18 protein-coding genes are annotated in these 20124 nt (G+C 61.4%); 12 read left to right on the top strand and 6 right to left on the bottom strand.

Going from position 1 to position 20124, the window contains the following annotated elements:
* Positions 1-17: 17 nt before the first annotated feature.
* Together ACW8PS_RS07455 and ACW8PS_RS07450 are read left to right on the top strand one after the other, a co-directional pair.
* A complete protein-coding gene (locus ACW8PS_RS07455) occupies positions 18-1304 on the top strand; it encodes an acetylornithine deacetylase/succinyl-diaminopimelate desuccinylase family protein (RefSeq protein ID WP_491526717.1) in 1287 nt (428 codons plus the stop codon).
* Between the two features lie 136 nt (positions 1305-1440).
* Positions 1441-1602 (top strand): hypothetical protein, encoded by a 162-nt coding sequence (locus ACW8PS_RS07450; protein ID WP_491526716.1) that lies wholly within the window; start codon positions 1441-1443, stop codon positions 1600-1602.
* Between the two features lie 46 nt (positions 1603-1648).
* Here ACW8PS_RS07450 and panC read toward each other — a convergent pair whose 3' ends face one another.
* Together panC and panB are read right to left on the bottom strand one after the other, a co-directional pair.
* Positions 1649-2527 carry a pantoate--beta-alanine ligase gene (panC, locus tag ACW8PS_RS07445; protein WP_491526715.1) on the bottom strand — a complete coding sequence of 293 codons (879 nt, stop codon included), beginning with the start codon at positions 2525-2527 and terminating at the stop codon, positions 1649-1651.
* Positions 2524-3357, bottom strand: a complete 834-nt coding sequence (panB, locus tag ACW8PS_RS07440) for a 3-methyl-2-oxobutanoate hydroxymethyltransferase (protein WP_491526713.1) — start codon at positions 3355-3357, stop codon at positions 2524-2526. Before panB ends, panC begins: the two co-directional genes overlap by 4 nt.
* 181 nt (positions 3358-3538) lie before the next feature.
* On the opposite strand from panB, the gene ACW8PS_RS07435 reads away from it, so the two are divergent.
* Positions 3539-5008, top strand: a complete 1470-nt coding sequence (locus ACW8PS_RS07435; protein ID WP_491526712.1) for an ABC transporter substrate-binding protein — start codon at positions 3539-3541, stop codon at positions 5006-5008.
* A gap of 378 nt (positions 5009-5386) precedes the next feature.
* On the opposite strand, the gene ACW8PS_RS07430 is transcribed toward ACW8PS_RS07435, so the two are convergent.
* Positions 5387-6598, bottom strand: coding sequence for a M24 family metallopeptidase (locus tag ACW8PS_RS07430; RefSeq protein WP_491526711.1), 1212 nt, complete (start codon positions 6596-6598; stop codon positions 5387-5389).
* A 244-nt stretch (positions 6599-6842) separates the two neighbouring features.
* Here ACW8PS_RS07430 and ACW8PS_RS07425 point away from each other — a divergent pair, with 244 nt between their 5' ends.
* The 5 genes from ACW8PS_RS07425 to rpe all read left to right on the top strand — a co-directional run bounded on the left by ACW8PS_RS07425 (position 6843) and on the right by rpe (position 12626).
* The gene (locus ACW8PS_RS07425; protein ID WP_491526710.1) at positions 6843-7787 is read left to right on the top strand and encodes an ABC transporter permease; all 945 of its coding nucleotides are present in this window, start codon (positions 6843-6845) and stop codon (positions 7785-7787) included.
* Positions 7784-8608 (top strand): ABC transporter permease, encoded by an 825-nt coding sequence (locus tag ACW8PS_RS07420; RefSeq protein ID WP_491526709.1) that lies wholly within the window; start codon positions 7784-7786, stop codon positions 8606-8608. The genes ACW8PS_RS07425 and ACW8PS_RS07420 overlap by 4 nt, the downstream gene beginning before the upstream one ends.
* A complete protein-coding gene (locus ACW8PS_RS07415; protein WP_491526708.1) occupies positions 8605-10182 on the top strand; it encodes an ABC transporter ATP-binding protein in 1578 nt (525 codons plus the stop codon). Before ACW8PS_RS07420 ends, ACW8PS_RS07415 begins: the two co-directional genes overlap by 4 nt.
* A gap of 1 nt (position 10183) precedes the next feature.
* A complete protein-coding gene (locus tag ACW8PS_RS07410; RefSeq protein WP_491526707.1) occupies positions 10184-11629 on the top strand; it encodes an aldehyde dehydrogenase family protein in 1446 nt (481 codons plus the stop codon).
* Between the two features lie 304 nt (positions 11630-11933).
* A complete protein-coding gene (rpe, locus tag ACW8PS_RS07405; protein WP_491526706.1) occupies positions 11934-12626 on the top strand; it encodes a ribulose-phosphate 3-epimerase in 693 nt (230 codons plus the stop codon).
* On the opposite strand, the gene ACW8PS_RS07400 is transcribed toward rpe, so the two are convergent.
* Positions 12603-13892 carry a urate hydroxylase PuuD gene (locus tag ACW8PS_RS07400; RefSeq protein WP_491526705.1) on the bottom strand — a complete coding sequence of 430 codons (1290 nt, stop codon included), beginning with the start codon at positions 13890-13892 and terminating at the stop codon, positions 12603-12605. The genes rpe and ACW8PS_RS07400 overlap by 24 nt on opposite strands.
* 113 nt (positions 13893-14005) lie before the next feature.
* Between ACW8PS_RS07400 and ACW8PS_RS07395 the strand changes: the two genes are divergently transcribed.
* Positions 14006-14908, top strand: coding sequence for a LysR family transcriptional regulator (locus tag ACW8PS_RS07395; RefSeq protein WP_491526704.1), 903 nt, complete (start codon positions 14006-14008; stop codon positions 14906-14908).
* Positions 14909-14949: 41 nt separating this feature from the next.
* On the opposite strand, the gene uraH is transcribed toward ACW8PS_RS07395, so the two are convergent.
* Positions 14950-15306: a hydroxyisourate hydrolase gene (gene uraH, locus ACW8PS_RS07390; RefSeq protein WP_491526703.1), complete on the bottom strand. Its 357-nt coding sequence runs from the start codon at positions 15304-15306 to the stop codon at positions 14950-14952.
* Between the two features lie 148 nt (positions 15307-15454).
* Here uraH and puuE point away from each other — a divergent pair, with 148 nt between their 5' ends.
* The 3 genes from puuE to ACW8PS_RS07375 all read left to right on the top strand — a co-directional run bounded on the left by puuE (position 15455) and on the right by ACW8PS_RS07375 (position 18850).
* Positions 15455-16870 carry an allantoinase PuuE gene (gene puuE / locus ACW8PS_RS07385; RefSeq protein WP_491526702.1) on the top strand — a complete coding sequence of 472 codons (1416 nt, stop codon included), beginning with the start codon at positions 15455-15457 and terminating at the stop codon, positions 16868-16870.
* Positions 16870-17361, top strand: coding sequence for an ureidoglycolate lyase (locus ACW8PS_RS07380; RefSeq protein WP_491526701.1), 492 nt, complete (start codon positions 16870-16872; stop codon positions 17359-17361). The genes puuE and ACW8PS_RS07380 overlap by 1 nt, the downstream gene beginning before the upstream one ends.
* A 61-nt stretch (positions 17362-17422) precedes the next feature.
* Positions 17423-18850: a uracil-xanthine permease family protein gene (locus tag ACW8PS_RS07375; protein ID WP_491526700.1), complete on the top strand. Its 1428-nt coding sequence runs from the start codon at positions 17423-17425 to the stop codon at positions 18848-18850.
* A 304-nt stretch (positions 18851-19154) separates the two neighbouring features.
* On the opposite strand, the gene ACW8PS_RS07370 is transcribed toward ACW8PS_RS07375, so the two are convergent.
* Positions 19155-19973, bottom strand: a complete 819-nt coding sequence (locus tag ACW8PS_RS07370; protein WP_491526699.1) for a bifunctional allantoicase/(S)-ureidoglycine aminohydrolase — start codon at positions 19971-19973, stop codon at positions 19155-19157.
* Between the last annotated feature and the right edge of the window lie 151 nt (positions 19974-20124).

Genomic DNA, 20124 nt, shown 5'->3' with positions numbered 1-20124 from the left:
CGGCGCAATGTGGCCTTATGGCCGACCTCACCCAATCCCGCCTCTATGCCGAAATCGCCGCGCGACAGGCCGATCTGATCGGGTTGACGCAAGATCTCGTGCGCATCCCAACACTGAACCCTCCGGGGTGCCATTATCACCAGATTTGTGATTTTCTCGGCGACCGGCTGGCGCGCAAAGGGTTCCATATCGACATGATCCGCGCCAAGGGGGCCCCGGCAGATAGCGAGAAATACCAGCGCTGGAACATGGTCGCCCGGCATCAGGGCGCGGGCGGACCGGGGCAATGCATCCATTTCAACAGCCACCATGACGTGGTCGAGGTCGGCCATGGCTGGACCACCGATCCGTTCGGGGCGGAGCTGAAGGATGGCAGGATCTACGGGCGCGGCACCTGCGACATGAAAGGCGGGCTGGCCACATCGGTGATCGCAGCCGAGGCCTTTATCGCAAGTTTTCCCGACTATACCGGCGCGATCGAAATCAGCGCCACTGCAGATGAGGAATCAGGCGGCTATGGCGGTGTGGCTTATCTGGCCGAACATGGCTGGTTCAGCCCAGAAAAGGTCCAGCATGTCATCATCCCCGAACCCCTGAACAAGGATCGCATCTGCCTGGGCCATCGCGGTGTCTGGTGGGCCGAGATTGAAACCAAGGGCCGCATCGCGCATGGCTCAATGCCGTTTCTTGGCGACAGCGCCATTCGTCATATGGGCGCGGTGCTGGAACAGATCGAGGCCACGCTTTACCCGTTGCTGGCGACCAGACGCACGGCCATGCCGGTGGTCCCGGAAGGGGCCAAGCAATCGACGCTCAATATCAACTCGATCCATGGCGGCGAGGCTGAGCAGGACGCCGATTATACCGGCCTGCCCTCGGCCTGCGTCGCCGATCGCTGCCGCATCGTTCTGGACCGACGATTTCTGGTCGAAGAAGATATCACAGAGGTCAAGGCCGAAATCACCCGGATGCTGGAGAGCATCAAGGCCGAGCGGCCGAATTTCCAATATGAGATCCGCGATCTGTTCGAAGTTCATCCAAGCATGACCAGCGAGGACGCGCCGGTGGTGCGCACCGTGCAGGCGGCGATCGAGAAAGTGCTGCACAAGCAGGCCAAGCTCGTGGTCTCGCCCGGCACCTATGACCAGAAACATATCGACCGCATCGGCAAGCTGAAAAACTGCATCGCCTATGGGCCCGGTATCCTCGATCTGGCGCATCAGCCCGATGAATGGGTGGGGGTCCAGGACATGCTGGACAGCGCCAGGGTGATGGCGCTGACCTTGCAGGAGCTTCTGACCTGAGACCCCAATAGGAAAAGCGCGCATCCGGCCTTGCAAATCCTGCAAGGCGGTCATGTCGAATGAACGGTGGTTATGGCCTGCCGGTCATTGCTATGCAGTCCCCATACGCAAACCATTCACGAAACGGACCTTTTTGATGTCGACCCTCACCATGCATGACAGAATGATCACCCCCCTTGCCAAGGCCCTGCGGGCGATTGGCCGCATCATCTGGCATCCGGGCACCGCAGCCGTCAGCTTTCACACTGTGCCGCACTGGACCGAATTTCTAAACGAGCAATCGCGCCGACAGGACTGACCGCACGGGTCGGTCAGATCGGGGGGTGATGACAGCCAAGGCCCGCCTACATGCCCCGGTCGCCGTCCCTGCCGTGGCGCGGCGTAACCGCGATATTGTCGATCAGCCGCACGCCGACCAGATCGGCCGCCGCCAGCAACCGGGCGGGGCCGGTCAGCTCTGTCATCGGGGCCAGCGTGTGGACGGCCCGCAATTCCAGATATTCGACGCTGTTATAGCCGCCCGCGACCACCTCGACCCGGGCCTCCTCCAGCACCTGCGCCACCGGTTGGCCCGCCACGATCCGTTCGGCCGCATGTTGCATGGCGACGTTGAGCGCCGGAGCCTTGATGCGCGCCCGATCCGAGATCAGCAGATTGCGCGAGGACATTGCCAGCCCATCCTCCTCTCGAATGGTGGGGCAGCCAATGACCTCGATCGGGATATCCAGATCGCGCGCCATCTGCCCGACGACCATGAGCTGCTGGTAATCCTTCTCGCCGAAATAGGCGCGCGCCGCCCCGGTTTGCAGGAACAGCTTGCAGACCACCGTCGCCACCCCGTCGAAATGCCCCGGACGGCCCGCCCCGCACAGCCCTTCGGACATTCCCGCGACCGAGACCGTGGTTGAAAACCCGGCGGGGTAGATCTGGTCCGGATCCGGCACATAGATCGCATCGACCCCGAAGGGCCGCAATTTGCGCGCATCATCCTGTTCGGTGCGGGGGTAATTTTCCAGATCATCGGGATTGTTGAACTGGCGCGGGTTCACGAAGATTGTCACGATCACCCGGTCGGCCCCCGCTTTGGCCGCGCGCACCAGGCTGAGATGACCCTGGTGCAGCGCCCCCATGGTGGGAACCACGGCAATGGTCTGCCCGGCCTGCCGCCAGCGGGCCGTCAGCGCCCGCAACTCTGCCAGCTTGCGGATGATTGGCGCGGTCACGGCTTTTTATCCGCTGCGTCATCGCCAAAGACATGGTCCGGCGCGGGAAAGTCGCGGGCGCGGACCTCGGCCGCATAGGCCGCGATGGCGGCACCGGCATCCTGGCCCAGAGTCGCATAGCGCTTGGCGAACTTGGGTTTGAAATCAGTAAACAGCCCCAACATGTCATCAACCACCAGGATCTGCCCGTCGCAGCCCGCAGAGGCACCGATGCCAATGGTCGGAATCGCAATGGCGGCGGTGATCTGATCGGCCAGCGCCGCCGGAACCTTCTCCAGCACCACCGAAAACGCCCCCGCCTCGGCCACCGCGCGAGCATCGGCCAGAACCCGGGCCCCATCCGCGCCCCGGCCCTGCACCTTGTAGCCGCCAAGCGTGTTGATCGCCTGCGGGGTCAGGCCGATATGGGCCATCACCGGGATCGAGCGCGCGCTCAGAAAGCGAATGGTCGATGCCATCTCGACCCCGCCTTCCAGCTTGACCGCCGCCGCCCCGGTCTCACGCATCAGGGTGACAGCGTTCCTGAGCGCCTGTTCCGGGCTTTCCTCATAGCTGCCGAACGGCATGTCGATGACCATCATCGCACGGGTCAGGCCGCGCGCCACCGCGCGCCCGTGCAGCACCATCATCTGCATCGTCACGCCCAGGGTCGAGGGCAGACCGTGCAGCACCATGCCGACGCTGTCGCCCACCAGCACGATATCGCAATGCGGGTCGGTCAGGCGGGCAACGGGGGTGGTATAGGCGGTCAGGCAGACCAGCGGCAGACCGCCTTTGCGTGCCAATATGTCGGCGGGCATCGGGGCGGTTTTGCGGGCGGTTGCGCTCAAAGCTTGTCCTCCAATACGAAAATCGGGTGGCATCTTGTATCGCTGCAGCGCAGAAATTCAAACGGTTTCCGTAGCGCGCGCAAGATTATTACCCGAAGCTTTGCTTGATCTTGGCGCGACAGCGGCGTTTCATGGACCCCGGACCACCGGCAATGGCCGGATTGTCACAGGGAGAGATAGGATGCGACTTTTGCAAATTTCAGCGCTTGCGCTGATCCTGGGCGCGGGCACCGCACTCGCCAACAACACCGATATCAGCATCGGCATGGTGCTTGAGCCGCCAAACCTCGACCCCACAGGCGGCGCGGCAGCTGCCATTGACGAAGTGGTCTACGCCAACGTGTTTGAGGGCCTGACCCGTTTTGCACCCGATGGCGCGGTCATTCCCGGCCTTGCTGCAAGCTGGGACATTTCCGAAGACGGCCTGACCTACACCTTCGCCCTGCGCGAGGGCGTGACCTTCCATGACGGCAGTGATTTCACGGCTCAGGATGCGGTCTTCAGCCTTGATCGCGCCCGGGCAGAAGATTCGACCAATGCGCAGCCCTCGCTTTTCGCGGGCATCGCAAGCGTCACGGCAGCGGATGACACCACCCTTGTGGTCACGCTGGAGGCTCCGAACGGATCGTTCCTGTTCAACATGGCCTGGGGCGATGCGGTGATGGTTGCGCCCGAAAGCGCCGACAGGCTGGAAACCAACCCGATCGGCACCGGCCCGTTTGCGTTTTCCGATTGGGTGCAGGGCGACCGGGTGGAATTGACCCGCTATGAAGACTATTGGGGCGAGCCTGTGGCGCTGGAGGCCGCGACCTTCCGCTTCATCTCGGACCCCAACGCCGCCTTCGCCGCGATGATGGCGGGCGATGTCGATGCCTTTCCCAATTTCCCCGCGCCTGAAACACTGGCGCAATTCGAAGCCGACCCGCGGTTTTCGGTGATCGTCGGATCAACCGAGGGCGAAACCATTCTGGCGATGAACAATCAGGCCGATTATCTGTCGGATGTGCGGGTGCGCGAGGCGATCTCGCGGGCCATCAACCGCCAGGACATCATCGACGGGGCCATGTTCGGCTTTGGCACCCCCATCGGCAGCCATTTCGCGCCGCATAACCCAGATTACGTCGATCTGACCGGCTATGCGCCCTACGACCCCGATGCCGCCCGCGCCCTGTTGGCAGAGGCCGGGGCCGAAGGCATCACGCTGCGCCTGATGCTGCCGCCGCCCGCCTATGCGCGGCGCGGAGGTGAGATCGTGGCGGCCCAATTGCGTGATATTGGTCTGAATGTCGAGATTTCGAACCTGGAATGGGCGCAATGGCTGGAACAGGTGTTCCGTGGCCGCGATTTTGACCTGACCATCGTCAGCCATACCGAACCGATGGATATCGGCATCTACGCGCGTGAGGATTACTATTTCCAGTATCAGAATCCCGATTTCAATGCGCTGATGGAGACATTGACCGCAACCACAGACCCCGCTGCGCGGTCCGATCTGCTGGCCCAGGCACAACAGATGATCGCCGCCGATTACGTCAACGGGTTCCTCTTCCAGCTGGCAAAAACAGGGGTGGCCAATGCCGATATCGAGGGGCTTTGGGAAAATTCACCCACCCAGGCCAATGACCTGACCGGCGTGCGCTGGACGGATTGATCCGGGCATTTGCCCGAAGACCGGAACGCCCCGCGATATCGCACGCGGGGCGTATTCATTGCTTTGAGGTCTGATTTCGACCCCAGACGGACGCGCGCGCCGCGACTTCGGGATGCCTCCGGCGGGGATATTTTCAGCGCAAAGAAGGCAAATTTTATTCAAATTGTAGCTTCTTCTTTGCACAAATACTCATGCAGGCGGCTGCAACACGTGCCCGGCCGGTGCTTTTTTTCTGTCAGCCCCACCAATCCATGGCAATGCGGCCCACGGAGGGCCCCCGCCAGGGGAGCTGACGGGGCCGCGAAATTTAGGTCAATTATAGCGCGACGCGCTCTAATTTCGCAGGTCGTGCTTGAACTTCCGATCCGACATCTCAATTCATCCCACCACGTTGAATTCGGGGCCATAGGGGTAGCCGGTGATGTTCTCATTGCCCTCTTCGGTGATGAACAGGATGTCGTGTTCGCGGTAGCCACCGGCCCCCGGCTGGCCTTCCGGGATCGTCAGCATCGGCTCCATCGAGATCACCATTCCGGGCTCCAGCACCGTATCGATATCTTCGCGCAGTTCCAGCCCGGCTTCGCGCCCGTAATAGTGGCTCAGCACTCCGAAAGAGTGACCATAGCCGAAGCTGCGGTATTGCAGAAGTTTTCGTTCCTCGAAGAACGCGTTGATCTTATGGGTCACCTCGGCGCAGCTTGCGCCTGGCTTGAGCAGGCGCATGCCATATTCATGCGCGGCCAGGTTGGCCTCCCAGATCTTCAGCGATGCGGCATCGACCTCCTGCACGAACATCGTGCGTTCCAGCGCGGTGTAATAGCCTGAAATCATGGGAAAAGTGTTCAGGCTCAGAATATCGCCGCTCTGCAATTGGCGCGCCGTGACAGGGTTATGCGCGCCATCCGTGTTCAGCCCCGACTGGAACCACACCCAGGTGTCGCGGTATTCGGCATCGGGAAAACGGCGGGCTATTTCCAGCTCCATCGCATCGCGACCCGCCATTGCCACATCTATTTCGCGCGCACCCAGCTTCACCGCATCGCGGATCGCATAGCCGCCGATATCGGCGGTGTTGGCCCCGGCGCGGATCAGATCCAGCTCGGCCGGGCTTTTGCGCATCCGCTGCTGCATGGTCATCGGCGCTATGTCCAGGACGGATTCGGGGGCCATGAAGACGCGCATCTTCTGGTCCTGGATCATGGTCAGGTGATCGGCCTCGATACCGATGGCCTTACCCGTGCCCGCAACATGGACAATCGCACGCCAGTAATTGTCGCGCGTCCAATCGGTATAGGTGATGTTATCGGTCGCGCCGCGCCGCCACGGTTGCCCGGCATCGATTCCGGCCGAGATGGTCACGGCCTGCGCCGCGGTCACGACCAGCGCATAGGGTCGCCCGAACGCGCAATAAAGAAAGCCGGAATAATAGGCGATATTATGCATCGAGCTCAGCACCACGGCCTCGACCCCATTGGCATCCATAATGGACCTGAGACCCATCAGGCGGGTATCATATTCGGATTGCGCAAATTGCAGCGCGGGCTTGTCGCCATTGTGAAGACGGTAGAATTCTGGGCGCGTATGGCTCATCGCGGACCCTCCTTTGCAGAAAGGCCCCGGCGTTCAGGGCGGATGTGGCGGCCGGGATCTGGCCCGGCCGGGGGCGACGCCATCGCCCCGTTACTGATATGCTCTTTGCCGTAAAAACGCGCGCCTGGCAATCATTCTGTCGCGACCAACACCCCCCAAAATCTCGCGCGGGGCTCGTCTTTCCGGGCGGGCAAAGTCAACAAGGCTCTGGCCCTTGCCATGGCGGGGGGCTACCGTTTGCGCCATGCTGCGTTTTCTCCTCGGTCGCCTATTGTCGCTCGGCCTTAGCCTGATTGCCGCGAGTATTGTCATTTTCGTGGTGATCGAGGTGGTGCCCGGCGATCCGGCGGCGTTCATGTTGGGGCTGAATGCCAATGAGGAGACCGTGCTGGCGCTGCAGCAGGAACTGGGCCTGACCGGATCAAAGACCGCCCGGTATGTGGCCTGGATCACCGGCCTGCTACAGGGCGATTTCGGCATCTCCTACACCTACCGCGTGCCGGTATCCGACCTTGTTCTGCAACGGCTCTGGGTGTCGCTGCCCTTGGCCGGTTTTGCCCTGATCCTGTCGACTGCCATTGCCTTTCCGATCGGGCTGATTGCCGCATCGCGGCGTGGCTCGGCCGCCGATTTCTCGATCATGGGCGGCACACAATTGGGTATCGCGGTGCCGAACTTCTGGTTTGCCATGTTGCTGGTTCTGGTATTCGCGGTCAAATTGCGCTGGTTCAATGCGGGCGGGTTTCCCGGGTGGGACCAGCCTTTGCTGGCGCTCAAATCGCTATTGCTGCCGGCCGTTGCGCTGGCCCTGCCGCAGGCCGCGATTCTGGCCCGCGTGATGCGTTCGGCACTGATCGAGACGATGGAACAGGATTACATCCGCACCGCCCGCGCCAAGGGGCTGACACGCCGCCAGGTCACGCTGCGCCACGCGCTCAGAAATGCGCTTATTCCGGTGCTGACGATCATCGGCTTGCAGTTTTCCTTTCTGCTGGCGGGGGCGATCATCATCGAGAATGTGTTCTTTTTGCCCGGGCTTGGGCGGCTCATCTTTCAGGGCATCACGCAACGCGATCTGGTGGTGGTGGAATCGGTCACCATGCTGCTGGTCTTTGCCGTCATTCTGGTGACTTTTCTGGTCGATATCGCCTATGCGCTGGCCGATCCCAGATTGCGGAGGCAGGGATGAAACGCCTTCCTGCCTCATTTCTTGCAGGCGCGTTGCTGACGCTGGTCTTTGTGGCTACGGCGCTGATCAGCCTTGGCTGGACCCCGCATGATGTGGAAAGTCTGATCATCGCCGACAGGCTGCGCCCGCCGGGACCGGAATATTGGCTGGGAACCGATCAGCTCGGGCGCGATCTGGTGTCCATGTTGATGGTGGGCGCGCGGGTGTCCATCGCCGTGGCGCTGGTTGCGGTCAGCATCGGTGTGATCGTGGGCGTGCCGCTTGGCCTGGCCGCAGCCGCCATGCGCGGCAGCCTGCTCGATGAATTCATCATGCGCGGAAATGATCTGATCTTTGCCTTCCCGTCGCTGGTCATCGCCATCCTGATTACGGCCGTGTTTGGCCCGTCAGCCTTCAACGCAATCCTTGCCATCGGCATCTTCAATATCCCGGTCTTCGCGCGCGTGGCACGCGGCGGCGCGCTCAGCCTCTGGACGCTGGATTATGTGCTGGCCGCCCGCGTGGCGGGCAAGGGCCGCGCCCGGATCAGCCTCGAGCATATCCTGCCCAATATCTCCAGCCTGCTGATCGTGCAGGCCACGATCCAGTTTTCGCTCGGCATTCTGGCCGAGGCGGCACTGTCCTATATCGGCCTCTCGGTGCAGCCGCCCACCCCAAGCTGGGGCCGGATGCTGGCCGAGGCGCAGACCATGATCTACACCCACCCGATGCTGGCGGTGCTGCCGGGGCTGGCCATCGTGTTCATGGTCCTGGGGCTGAATCTGATGGGCGACGGGCTGCGTGACATGCTGGACCCAAGGCTGCGCCGGGTGCGCACATGATCGAAATTGACCACCTGTCGCTTGCCATTCACGGCGCACCGATCCTGCGCGAGGTGTCGTTCGATATGCGGGCGGGCGAGGTTTTCGGTCTGGTCGGCGAAAGCGGTTCGGGCAAATCAATGACGGCGCTTTCCCTCATGCAGCTTCTGCCCGATGGCGCGGAAACATCGGGTGCGGCGCGGCTGGACGGGCGCGATCTGTTGCAGCTTTCAGAGGCCCGGATGTGCGCCCTGCGCGGCAATGATATCGGCATGATCTTTCAGGAACCGATGACGGCCCTGAACCCGGTGCGCAGCATCGGCGATCAGGTGGCCGAGACCCTGCGCATCCACGGCGCGGCGTCGCGGCGCACGGCCTACGATGTGGCGCGCGAGAAACTGGACCGGGTCGGCCTGCCGCAAATCGCACTGGACCGGTTCCCGCATGAGCTGTCGGGCGGGCAGCGGCAGCGGGTCTGCATCGCCACGGCCATTGCGCTGCGCCCCCGCCTGCTGATCGCCGATGAGCCGACCACCGCGCTGGATGTCACCACACAGGCGCAGATCCTGACACTTCTGAAAGATCTGGTGCAGGGTGAGGATATGGCGCTGCTTCTGATCACCCATGATCTGGCTGTTGTGGCGCAAATGGCCGATCATATCGGGGTCATGCAGACAGGCATGATCGTCGAGCAGGGGCCAACCGCCCGGGTGCTGAGCGAACAGCGCCACCCCTACACGGCCGCGCTTTTTGAAGCCTCGAGCCACCAGCCCAGGCGCCGATCTGCCCCGCGTGAAGAGGCGTTGCTGCAGGTGACCGGCGCAAAACGCCACTACCCCGGCCCGCGCAAAGGGTTCCGCCGCGGCCCGCCGGTCAGGGCCGTCGATGGCGTCAGCCTGACGCTTCACAAAGGCGAAAGCCTGGGTCTGGTCGGCGAAAGCGGCTGTGGAAAATCGACGCTGACGCGGGCGCTGTTGGGGCTCGATGCGCTGCAGGGCGGCACGATCAGCCTGTTCAACACCCCCGTCACGCCGCATATGCCGCGCGCCATGCGGGCCGGCATTCAGGTGGTGTTTCAAGATCCATATGGCAGTTTCAACCCGCGTTGGAAGGTGGAACATCTGGTGGCAGAACCCTTCCATTTGCTGGCCGACAAGCCGCAACCCGCTGCACGGCGCGAACAGGTCGGCGCAATGCTGGAGGCGGTCGGGCTCAACGCGTCCGACATGGAGAAATATCCGCATGAGTTTTCCGGCGGTCAGCGCCAGCGCATCGCCATCGCGCGTGCGCTGATCACCAGGCCACGCATTCTGGTGCTGGATGAAGCCGTCTCGGCGCTGGATGTGTCGATAAGGGCGCAGATCCTCGACCTGCTGGCCGATCTGCAAACCCGGCTCGATCTCAGCTATCTCTTCATCAGCCATGACCTGACCGTGGTGCGCGCCATCACCGACCGGGTGCTGGTGATGAAAGCCGGTGAAATTGTCGAACAGGGCGCAACCAAAACCGTGTTCGACACACCGCAACACCCCTATACGCGGTCGCTGCTGGCCGCCGCCCCACGCCTGCCTGATCTGACACGAAGGGAAATGTGACATGCAATTATGGTTCGACAGTGCCGAACTGTTCATCGGCGGACGTTGGCACCTGCCCGCAAGTGGCCAGACCCTGGCCATTGAAAACCCCTCGACCGGCGAAGAGATCGGCCGCATTGCCCGCGGCGGACCCGCCGATATCGACGCCGCCGTGACCGCAGCCCAGGTTGCGCTGGCAGGGGATTGGGGCGCGATGACAGCCACTGAGCGTGGCCGCGTGATGATGCGCCTGAGCTGGCTGGTCAGCCAGAAGATCGAGGAGCTGGCCGAGATCGAGGCGACCGATGTCGGAAAACCGCTGGCGCAGGCGCGCAATGACGCCATCGCGCTGGCGCGCTACATGGAGTTTTACGCCGGTGCCGCCGACAAGGTGATGGGCGAAACCATTCCGTTTCAGGCCGGTTTTACCGTCTATACCCTGCGTGAGCCGCATGGCGTGACCGGCCATATCGTGCCGTGGAACTACCCGATGCAGATCATTGGCAGGTCCGTGGGGGCGGCGCTGGCCATGGGCAATGCCTGCGTGCTGAAACCGGCCGAGGAGGCCTGTTTGTCGGCGCTGGCTTTCGCCGATCTGGCGCGCCAGGCGGGGCTGCCCGACGGGGCGCTGAATGTGGTGCCGGGTCTGGGCGAGGAAGCCGGGGCGGCGCTGACCGCGCATCCGGGCATCAACCATATCTCGTTCACCGGCTCGGTCGGCGTCGGCAAACTGGTGCAGCGCGCGGCGGCAGACAATATCGTGCCGGTGACGCTGGAACTTGGCGGCAAATCCCCGCAACTTGTGTTTGCCGATGCCGATCTGGACCGCGCCCTGCCTTTCCTCGTCAATGCGGGCATCCAGAACGCGGGCCAGACCTGTTCCGCGTCCTCGCGCATCCTGGTTGAACAGAGCATCTATGATGAGGTTTGCACCCATATGGCCGCCGCCTATGACGGGCTTTCGGTCGGCCCGGCGATGGCGGATCTTCAGGTCGGCCCGCTGATCTCGGCCCGGCAGAAACAGATCGTCGAAGGGTATCTGGCCAGCACCGATGACAACCACATCCTCAGCCGGGGCCGGATCGTCGCGGATGCACCTGCAGACGGGCATTACGTGGCCCCGGCGCTGGTGTCGGGGATTGGCCCGGATCACATGCTGGCCCAGGAGGAGGTTTTCGGCCCGGTGCAGGTCGTCATCCCCTTCCACGACGAAGCCCACGCGCTCGAGATCGCCAATGGCACCGCCTACGGCCTCGTTGCCTCGGTCTGGTCCAAGGATGGCGGGCGCCAGATGCGGCTGGCGAAACGGCTGCGTGCGGGGCAGGTGTTCTTGAACAATTACGGAGCTGCTGGCGGCGTGGAATTGCCCTTTGGCGGGGTCGGGCATTCCGGCCATGGCCGCGAAAAAGGATTCGAGGCGCTTTACGGGTTCTCGGTGTTGAAAACAGTGGCAGCCTGGCATGGTTGAGCCAAAGCGGCTGTGAAGCCGCTTTTGACGCGATTTCGAAATCGCGTGGCGAAGGCCTTTCCAAAGGCCTTCCTCACCGCGCGTTGCAGCGAGCCGCCCGGCACAACGTTGCATGTGTCGGGGGCAAGAAAGCGTGGCGTTGATTTGGCGCGCCCGTCATGGGCCCTGCGGGTTCGGCCCGCCCATTCCGAAACCCGCGCCGGGTTTCATGCATGCCAGGTGCATTGCACCATCAATTGTCATCTTGATCCGCCCGCATGGCGGGGTTAACCCCGCCTTATGCTTGCTCGCAAAGGACCGCCCGATGCCCATTGACCGCTCTCTCAAGATCGCACCCTCGATCCTGTCCGCCGATTTCGCCAATTTCGGCGCTGAAATTCAGGCCGTTGAGGCGCAAGGGGCTGATTGGGTGCATGTCGATGTGATGGACGGGCATTTCGTGCCCAACCTCACCTTCGGCCCGGCGCTGTGCAAAGCCATCCGCAAGCATATCACCACGGTGATGGATGTGCATTTGATGATCGCGCCGGTCGATCCCTATATCGAGGCCTTCGCCGATGCCGGGGCTGATGTGATCACTGCCCATCTCGAGGCGGGCCCGCATACGCATCGCACGCTTCAGGCGATTCGCGCCACCGGGGCCAAGGCGGGGCTTGCGCTCAATCCAGGCACCCCGGTGGAGGCCGCAGCGCCCCTGCTGGATCTTTGTGATCTGGTTTGCGTGATGACCGTGAACCCGGGCTTTGGTGGACAGAAATTCATCCACAGCCAGATTGAACAGGTCCGCCGCCTGCGCGCCATGATCGGTGACCGGCCTGTCCATATCGAAATTGATGGCGGGGTCGATCCGCTCACCGCGCCCCTTGTGGTCGCGGCGGGGGCCGATATTCTGGTGGCGGGGTCGGCGGTGTTCAGGGGGGGATCGGTGGACAACCCTGCCCCTTATGGCGCGAATATCCGCGCCATTCGTGCATCAGTTCTGAGCAGCAGCGCCTGAGACCAGCCCGTTCATCGCCATGCCAAGCAGCGCCTCTTGCCCCGCAGCCTGATACCAGTCACGGATAACGGTGCGTTCATCCTCGGACATGAAGGACAGATTGGCCGGCGGCATCGCATTGGTCACAGCGGCCTGAATGTAGATGACGCGCGCCGCGCGCGCGATATCGGCGGGCGTTTCCAGCAGCACATCGCGTGGGGCCCGACGAATGCCCGGCCAGGACGGTTCGCGCGCATGGCACATGGAGCAGCGCCCGGGCACGATGGACGCGACATCCTGAAACCCATCCGCCGCCATCAGCATTTCCTCGCTTTCGGTCAGGTCACGCGCCTGGCTCTCCTCATAGCTGTCTTGCGTGATACCAGCGGTCGACAGCCACATGATGACGATAAACAGCGCGACGGTCACGGCCCAGGTCCAATAGGGCTGCCCCTGCCGGGAATGCATGGTGTTGAAGAAATGCCGGATGGTGACGCCCATCAGGAATATCAGCGCCGCGATGATCCAGTTATATTCGGTCGCAAAGGCCAGCGGGTAATGGTTTGACAGCATCAGAAAGATGACCGGCAATGTCAGATAATTGTTATGGGTCGACCGCAGTTTGGCGATCTTGCCATATTTCGGGTCGGGCGTGCGGCCCTCTTGCAGGTCTTTCACGACGATCCGCTGGTTCGGCATGATGATGAAGAACACATTGGCTGTCATGATCGTGGCCGTGAACGCCCCCAGATGCAGCATCATCGCGCGGCCGGTGAAGATCAGGTTATAGCCATAGCCCATGATCACCAGCAAAATGAACAGCAGGACCATCAGAAAGGTCGGCTTGTCCCCCAGGCCCGATTTGCACAGGAAATCATAGACCAGCCAGCCAATTGTAAGTGACGCAGCCGAAATCACGATGCCCTGCCAGATGGCAAGATCGGCCTTGTTCGGGTCGATCAGATACAGCTCGGCCCCGGCCCAGTAGACGATCATCAAAAGCGCAGCACCCGAGATCCAGGTCATGTAGCTTTCCCACTTGAACCAGGTCAGATGCTCGGGCATCGCCGCAGGGGCCACCAGATATTTGCGGATATGGTAAAAACCGCCGCCATGAACCTGCCATTCCTCGCCATGCGCACCGGGCGGCAGATCCGGGGCCTTTTGCAGGCCCAGATCAAGCGCCACAAAGTAAAAACTGGACCCGATCCAGGCGATGGCTGTGATGACGTGAAGCCAGCGCACGGCAAATCCCAGCCAGTCCCATATGATCAGAAAATCTTGCATCGCGCCGGTCCTCTCGGATGTTCGTTAAGCTGCAACAACCCTACCTGAAGGACAATTTTGACGGTATTGCAAGAAATTCCCCAACTGTTTCAAAATTAGGCTACGAATGCCAAATGGCCTATCTGAACAATATCAAAACGTTCGTGCGCGTGTATGAACTTGGCTCGATGTCAGCCGCGGCGCGGGATCAGCGAATATCAGCGGCGGTGGCATCCTCGCGCATCTCGCAATTGGAAGAGCACCTGAATGTGCGGCTGTTCCAGCGCACCACACGGCAGCTGAATCCAACCGAACAGGGGCAGATATTCTATCGCGGGGCCTGCAAGATCCTTGATGCGGTGGATGAAGCCGAGGGCGATATCAGCAATGTCACATTGACCCCGCGCGGCACACTTTACGTGGCCGCACCCCTCGGTGTCGGGCGGCGGTTGATCGCGCCCGCCGTGCCCGGATTCAAGAAAAACTATCCGCTTATCGAAATCCGCCTTCGGCTTTCGGATCGCAAGCTTGATCTGGCCGCCGAAGGGTTGGACGTGGCGTTTTTTCTGGGTGTTCCCGAGGACAGCACCCTGCGCATTCGCAAGATCGCCGATTGCCCGCGTGTCATCTGCGCGTCGCCCGAGTATCTGGCGCGCAAGGGCAGCCCGGTGACGGGTCAGGATCTTGTCGACGGCAAACATGACTGTCTGAACCTGCGCTATCCGGGCGCGCCCGAGTTTCAGTGGCCCCTGCAAACCAGGAACGGCGTGCGCCGCATTGCCGTCAAGGGCCCGTTCGAATCGGATGATGGCGACGTGTTGACGACCTGGGCGCTGTCGGGCGAGGGCCTGATATTGAAACCTGCGTTTGAAGTGGCCGAGCATCTGGACAAGGGCACGCTGGTGCAGGTTCTGATAGATGAACCGCCTGTGCCGATCCAGATGGCCTGCCTTTACATGCATCGTCGCAGACAGGATCCGAAGGCCCGTCTGTTGATCGACTTCATGTCCGAACATATCCGCAACGAACTGCCCTGACCGCACGGGCACGGAAAAATCTTTTAGAAGATTTTTCTCGCTCAACTGCCGCGATAAGTGCTGTAGCTAAAGGGCGACAGCAGCAGTGGCACATGGTAATGCGCCTGCGGATCGGCCATGCCAAAGCGGATCGGGATCTGATCCAGAAACAGCGGATCATCGCCTGCCTGTCCAGTGCGGCGCAGGTAATCGCCCGCGTGGAACACCAACTCATATTGACCGGTTGCAAAGCTTTCCTGCGGCAAGATCGGGCTGTCGGTGCGGCCGTCGGCATTGGTCTGGACCTCGACGATGGTCTCACAGGCATCGCCCGTGACGCGCGACAGCACAATGCGCATACCCGCGGCCGGCAGCCCGGTTGCGGTGTCCAGAACATGGGTCGTCAGATATCCGGCCATGGGGCCCTCCAATACTAGATTTCCACCATTATGACGGCGGATCGGCGCGGCTGCACGTCCTTCCCTGCTACAGCAGTTTCAAATATTCCAGATAAGTCAAAAAGATTTTATTGCACTATAGTCGTCCCGACGAACAGGAGCGTGACACGTGAACCGATATTCCAGAGACATGCGCGGGTATGGGCCCACGCCGCCCGATCCGGCATGGCCGGGCGCGGCGAAAATCGCCGTGCAGATCGTGCTGAACTATGAGGAAGGCGGTGAAAACTGCGTCCTTCACGGTGACGCCGCATCCGAGGCATTCCTGTCGGAAATCGTCGGCGCGGCCGCCTGGCAAGGGCAACGCCACTGGAACATGGAATCGATCTATGAATATGGCGCGCGGGCCGGGTTCTGGCGCCTGCACCGTCTGTTTACCGAAAAAAACATTCCGCTGACAGTTTATGGCGTGGCCACCGCGCTCGCGCGCAGCCCCGAGCAAACCCGCGCCATGCAGGATGCCGGGTGGGAAATTGCCAGCCACGGCCTGAAATGGATCGAATACAAGGATGCCAGCCCCGAGACCGAGGCCGCCGACATGGCCGAGGCCATCCGCCTGCATACCGAAGTGACCGGCGAACGCCCGCGCGGCTGGTATACCGGGCGCTGCTCTGACAATACCGTGCGGCTGGTGGCCGAAGAAGGCGGGTTTGCCTATGTCGCCGATTCCTATGCCGATGATCTGCCCTATTGGGTGCGGATCGGCACGCGCGACCAGCTGGTGGTGCCCTATACGCTCGATTGCAACGATATGCGGTTTGCGACGCCGCAGGGCTTCAATTCAGGCGATCAGTTCTACAGCTACCTGAAAGACAGTTTCGATGCTCTTTACGCCGAGGGTTCTGCCGGTGCGCCCAGGATGCTGTCGATCGGGCTGCATTGCCGCCTGATCGGCCGCCCCGGCCGGGTGATGGCACTGCAACGGTTTCTGGATTACGCGCAGTCAAAACCGGATGTCTGGTTCGCCCGCCGCATCGACATTGCCGAGCATTGGGCAAAGACCCATCCGCCGATGACGCACGAACGCCCTTCGCAGATGGACCGCGACACCTTCGTGGCCCGGTATGGCGCCATATTCGAGCACTCCCCGTGGATTGCCGAGCGTGCGTATGATCTGGAGCTTGGCCCGGCACATGACAGCGCCATCGGCCTGCATAGCGCATTGGCCCGGATATTCCGTAGTGCCGACCGCGCGGAACGGCTTGGCGTGCTGAGCGCGCATCCCGATCTGGCGGGAAAACTGGCCCAGGCCGGGCGGCTGACGGCGGAATCGACCTCGGAACAGGCCGGTGCGGGGCTGGATATGCTGACGGATACAGAGCGCCAGACGCTGACAGAGCAAAACCAGACTTATGTCGCCAAGCACGGCTTTCCCTTCATCATCGCGGTGCGCGACCACGACAAGGCCTCGATCATGGCGGCCTTCGCGCGGCGGATCGGCAATGACACCGAAACCGAATTCTCCGAGGCCTGCCGTCAGGTCGAACGGATCGCTGAATTCCGACTGACGGATATGTTGCCCTGATGTCCGCACCCTTGATCCCCATCCCGCTGAATGCGGCCGGTTTTGCGCCTTTTGGCGATGTGATCGAGCTGCGCGCAACGCCCGACAAGCTGATCAATCAGGGCATGTGCGGGCGCCATCACGATCTGGCCCGGCTTGATTTTTCCGACGGGCGCGCCGGCATCAGCCTGTTTGACGCCAAGGCGCGGGCCCTGCCGGCAGAGATCGAGATGGTCGAGCGCCACCCGGCCGGCAGCCAGGCCTTCATTCCGATCAGCGGAACACCTTTTCTGGTTCTGGTTGCACAGGATGCCAATGGGATTCCAGTGAACCCGCGCGCCTTTGTGACCGGCCCGGGCCAATCCATCAACCTGCATCGCAACACCTGGCATGGTGTGCTCTGGCCGATCGGCGCGCCGGGGCAATATGCCGTTATCGACCGGATCGGTTCCGGAGATAATCTAGAAGAACATTGGTTCGCCGCGCCGATCAAGATAGGCCCAATGGAATAACCGACCCGCCAGCAAGAGCGGGGCAATAACAAAGACTGAACAAAAACGAAGGAACACTGAAATGGCTGACAACTCCGTGGGGACCGCAGAACAACTGCGCGATCCGAATTATACACCGGTCCTGTACAAGGCTATCCCTCTGGGAATTCAGCACGTGCTGGCCATGTTCGTCTCGAACGTCACCCCCGCGATCATCGTGGCCGGTGCGGCGGGCTTTGGTTTCGGGTCGCAATCGCCCGATTTTCCGGAACTGCTCTATCTGATCCAGATGTCGATGCTGTTTGCAGGCGTCGCGACGCTATTGCAGACCATCACCATCGGCCCGATCGGTGCCGCGCTTCCCATCGTGCAGGGCACCAGTTTTGCCTTTCTGCCGATCATGATCCCGCTGGTCGCGGGCCAGGGTGTGGATGCCCTGGCGGCGCTGTTCACCGGTGTGATCGTGGGTGGTTTGTTTCATGCCCTGCTTGGCACATTCATCGGCAAGATCCGCTTTGCCCTGCCGCCTCTGGTAACGGGCCTTGTGGTGATGATGATCGGCCTGTCGCTGGTCAAGGTCGGCATTCAGTATTCAGCCGGTGGCGTTCCGGCCATGGGGACCGAGGAATATGGCAGTTTGCTGAACTGGTCTGCGGCGCTGATCGTGATCATTGTCACGCTTGGCCTGAAATTCTTTACCAAAGGTATGCTGTCGATCTCGGCGGTTCTGATTGGCATTCTGGTCGGCTATGTCTATGCACTTGCCGTCGGCATGCTGTCGTTTGAAGCGATTGCAGGCTCCTGGGAACGCTCCGCTGCCTTCGCTCTGCCGCAGCCTTTCAAATATGGCTTCGCCTTCTCGGCGGCGGCGATTATCGGTTTCTGCCTGATGGCGTTCATCTCGGCGATTGAAACCGTGGGCGACGTCTCCGGCATCACCAAGGGCGGCGCAGGCCGTGAAGCGACCAACGAAGAGATCCAGGGCGCAACTTATGCAGATGGCTTTGGCACTGCGATTGCCGGTATCTTCGGCGGATTTCCCAACACGTCCTTCAGCCAGAATGTGGGCCTGATTGCGATGACCGGTGTCATGAGCCGCCATGTGGTGACCTTTGGCGCGATCTTTCTGATCATCGCTGGCCTGATCCCCAAGGTTGGCGGCATCATCCGCACCATTCCCATCGAGGTTCTGGGCGGCGGTGTGATCGTGATGTTCGGCATGGTTGTGGCGGCGGGCATCTCGATGCTGTCCGATGTCGACTGGAACCGCCGCAACATGGTGATCTTTGCGATTTCCCTGTCGATCGGTCTGGGCCTGCAACTGGAACCCGGTGCCGTGCAGCACCTGCCCGACACCATGCGCATCCTGGTGACCAGCGGCCTGCTGCCTGCAGCGCTGATCGCCATTGTGCTGAACCTGATCCTGCCCGAAGAACTGTCCAGCGAAGCAACCGAAGAAGTGTCCGGTGGCATGGCTGGTCATGGCACCGGATCACTGCCGCATGACTGAGCTTTAGACAAGGCGGAGATGCGCAAGCATCTGCGCAGTCAAAACTCCAAGCCCCCGCCCGCATTCTTGCTGGCGGGGGTTTCTTTTGCTATCGGCGCATCGACTGCGCCAAATACCCCAAGAAAAAAGCGCCCCAGGGCCAATTCGGCCCGGGGCGCAAAATGCAGGTCTCACAGATACCTGCGGATCTATGGCACTTTCGGAAAAACCTGAACCCCTTAACGCTGCCTGAAATCAAGGATTTCAACGCGTTATTTCAACGCGTTAAGCGATACGTGATGTCTCAGCTATTCCGAAAAGTGCTTTAAAACGGCATATGCCGGTTCACATCCTTATAGAGCAGGTAGCGAAACGGCCCTGGCCCTCCGGCATAGCAGGCCTGCGGGCAAAACGCGCGCAGCCACATGAAATCACCGGCCTCGACCTCGACCCAATCCTGATTGAGATGATAGACGGCCTTGCCCTGCAACACGTAAAGCCCGTGCTCCATCACATGGGTTTCGGCAAAGGGAATAACCGCGCCGGGTTGCAGGGTGACGATGGTGATATGCATGTCATGGCGAATATCGCCATGATCCATGAACCGCGTCGTTGCCCAGGCCCCGTTGGTATCGACCATTTCATTCGGCGCGATCTGGTTCTCATCGACCACAAAAGGGTCCGGCGCGCCCAGACCCTCGACCGGCTGATATTTCTTGCGGATCCAGTTGAATTGCGCGGTCTCGTCGGCCTCGTTTCGCAGTGCCCATTTCATGCCGGCCGGAATATAGACAAAGCCGCCCGGCGCAACCTGATGCGCAGTGCCATCAATGGTGATGTTCAGGCTGCCCTGCATCACCAGAATGCCCGATTGCGCGGTCGCATCGGTTTCGGGCCGGTCGGACCCGCCACCGGGGGCCACCTCGCCGATATATTGCGAGAAGGTCTCGGCAAAGCCCGACAGCGGCCGCGCGATGACCCAGAAACGGGATTTTTCCCAAAACGGCAGCATGGAAGTCACGATATCGGTCATGCAGCCGCGGGGAATGACGGCATAGGCTTCGGTAAACACGGCCCGGCCTGTCAGCAACTGCGTTTGCGGCGGCAACCCGCCCGGTGGACCCTGATACTGACGGCGCGGCATGGGGCGAACTCCTGCAATTTGGACTCAGACTCCTATAAAACCGCGCAAGCGGCTGTTTTCCAATAGCAAACCGTGCCTGTAAACCATGAAGGATTGCCTTGCCGATATTGATAATCCGGGCCTCAGGTAACACGGGCCCGCTGATTATATT

Source organism: Alterinioella sp., assembly GCF_058343375.1.
This window is presented reverse-complemented; position numbering and strand designations above follow the sequence as displayed.

Coding starts and splice junctions, on each gene's coding strand:
- ACW8PS_RS07455 (WP_491526717.1), top strand. CDS start 18: ATGGCCGACCTCACCCAATCCCGCCTCTATGCCGAAATCGCCGCGCGA.
- ACW8PS_RS07450 (WP_491526716.1), top strand. CDS start 1,441: ATGTCGACCCTCACCATGCATGACAGAATGATCACCCCCCTTGCCAAG.
- ACW8PS_RS07435 (WP_491526712.1), top strand. CDS start 3,539: ATGCGACTTTTGCAAATTTCAGCGCTTGCGCTGATCCTGGGCGCGGGC.
- ACW8PS_RS07430 (WP_491526711.1), bottom strand. CDS start 6,598: ATGAGCCATACGCGCCCAGAATTCTACCGTCTTCACAATGGCGACAAG.
- ACW8PS_RS07425 (WP_491526710.1), top strand. CDS start 6,843: ATGCTGCGTTTTCTCCTCGGTCGCCTATTGTCGCTCGGCCTTAGCCTG.
- ACW8PS_RS07420 (WP_491526709.1), top strand. CDS start 7,784: ATGAAACGCCTTCCTGCCTCATTTCTTGCAGGCGCGTTGCTGACGCTG.
- ACW8PS_RS07415 (WP_491526708.1), top strand. CDS start 8,605: ATGATCGAAATTGACCACCTGTCGCTTGCCATTCACGGCGCACCGATC.
- ACW8PS_RS07410 (WP_491526707.1), top strand. CDS start 10,184: ATGCAATTATGGTTCGACAGTGCCGAACTGTTCATCGGCGGACGTTGG.
- rpe (WP_491526706.1), top strand. CDS start 11,934: ATGCCCATTGACCGCTCTCTCAAGATCGCACCCTCGATCCTGTCCGCC.
- ACW8PS_RS07400 (WP_491526705.1), bottom strand. CDS start 13,892: ATGCAAGATTTTCTGATCATATGGGACTGGCTGGGATTTGCCGTGCGC.
- ACW8PS_RS07395 (WP_491526704.1), top strand. CDS start 14,006: ATGGCCTATCTGAACAATATCAAAACGTTCGTGCGCGTGTATGAACTT.
- uraH (WP_491526703.1), bottom strand. CDS start 15,306: ATGGCCGGATATCTGACGACCCATGTTCTGGACACCGCAACCGGGCTG.
- ACW8PS_RS07380 (WP_491526701.1), top strand. CDS start 16,870: ATGTCCGCACCCTTGATCCCCATCCCGCTGAATGCGGCCGGTTTTGCG.
- ACW8PS_RS07375 (WP_491526700.1), top strand. CDS start 17,423: ATGGCTGACAACTCCGTGGGGACCGCAGAACAACTGCGCGATCCGAAT.
- ACW8PS_RS07370 (WP_491526699.1), bottom strand. CDS start 19,973: ATGCCGCGCCGTCAGTATCAGGGTCCACCGGGCGGGTTGCCGCCGCAA.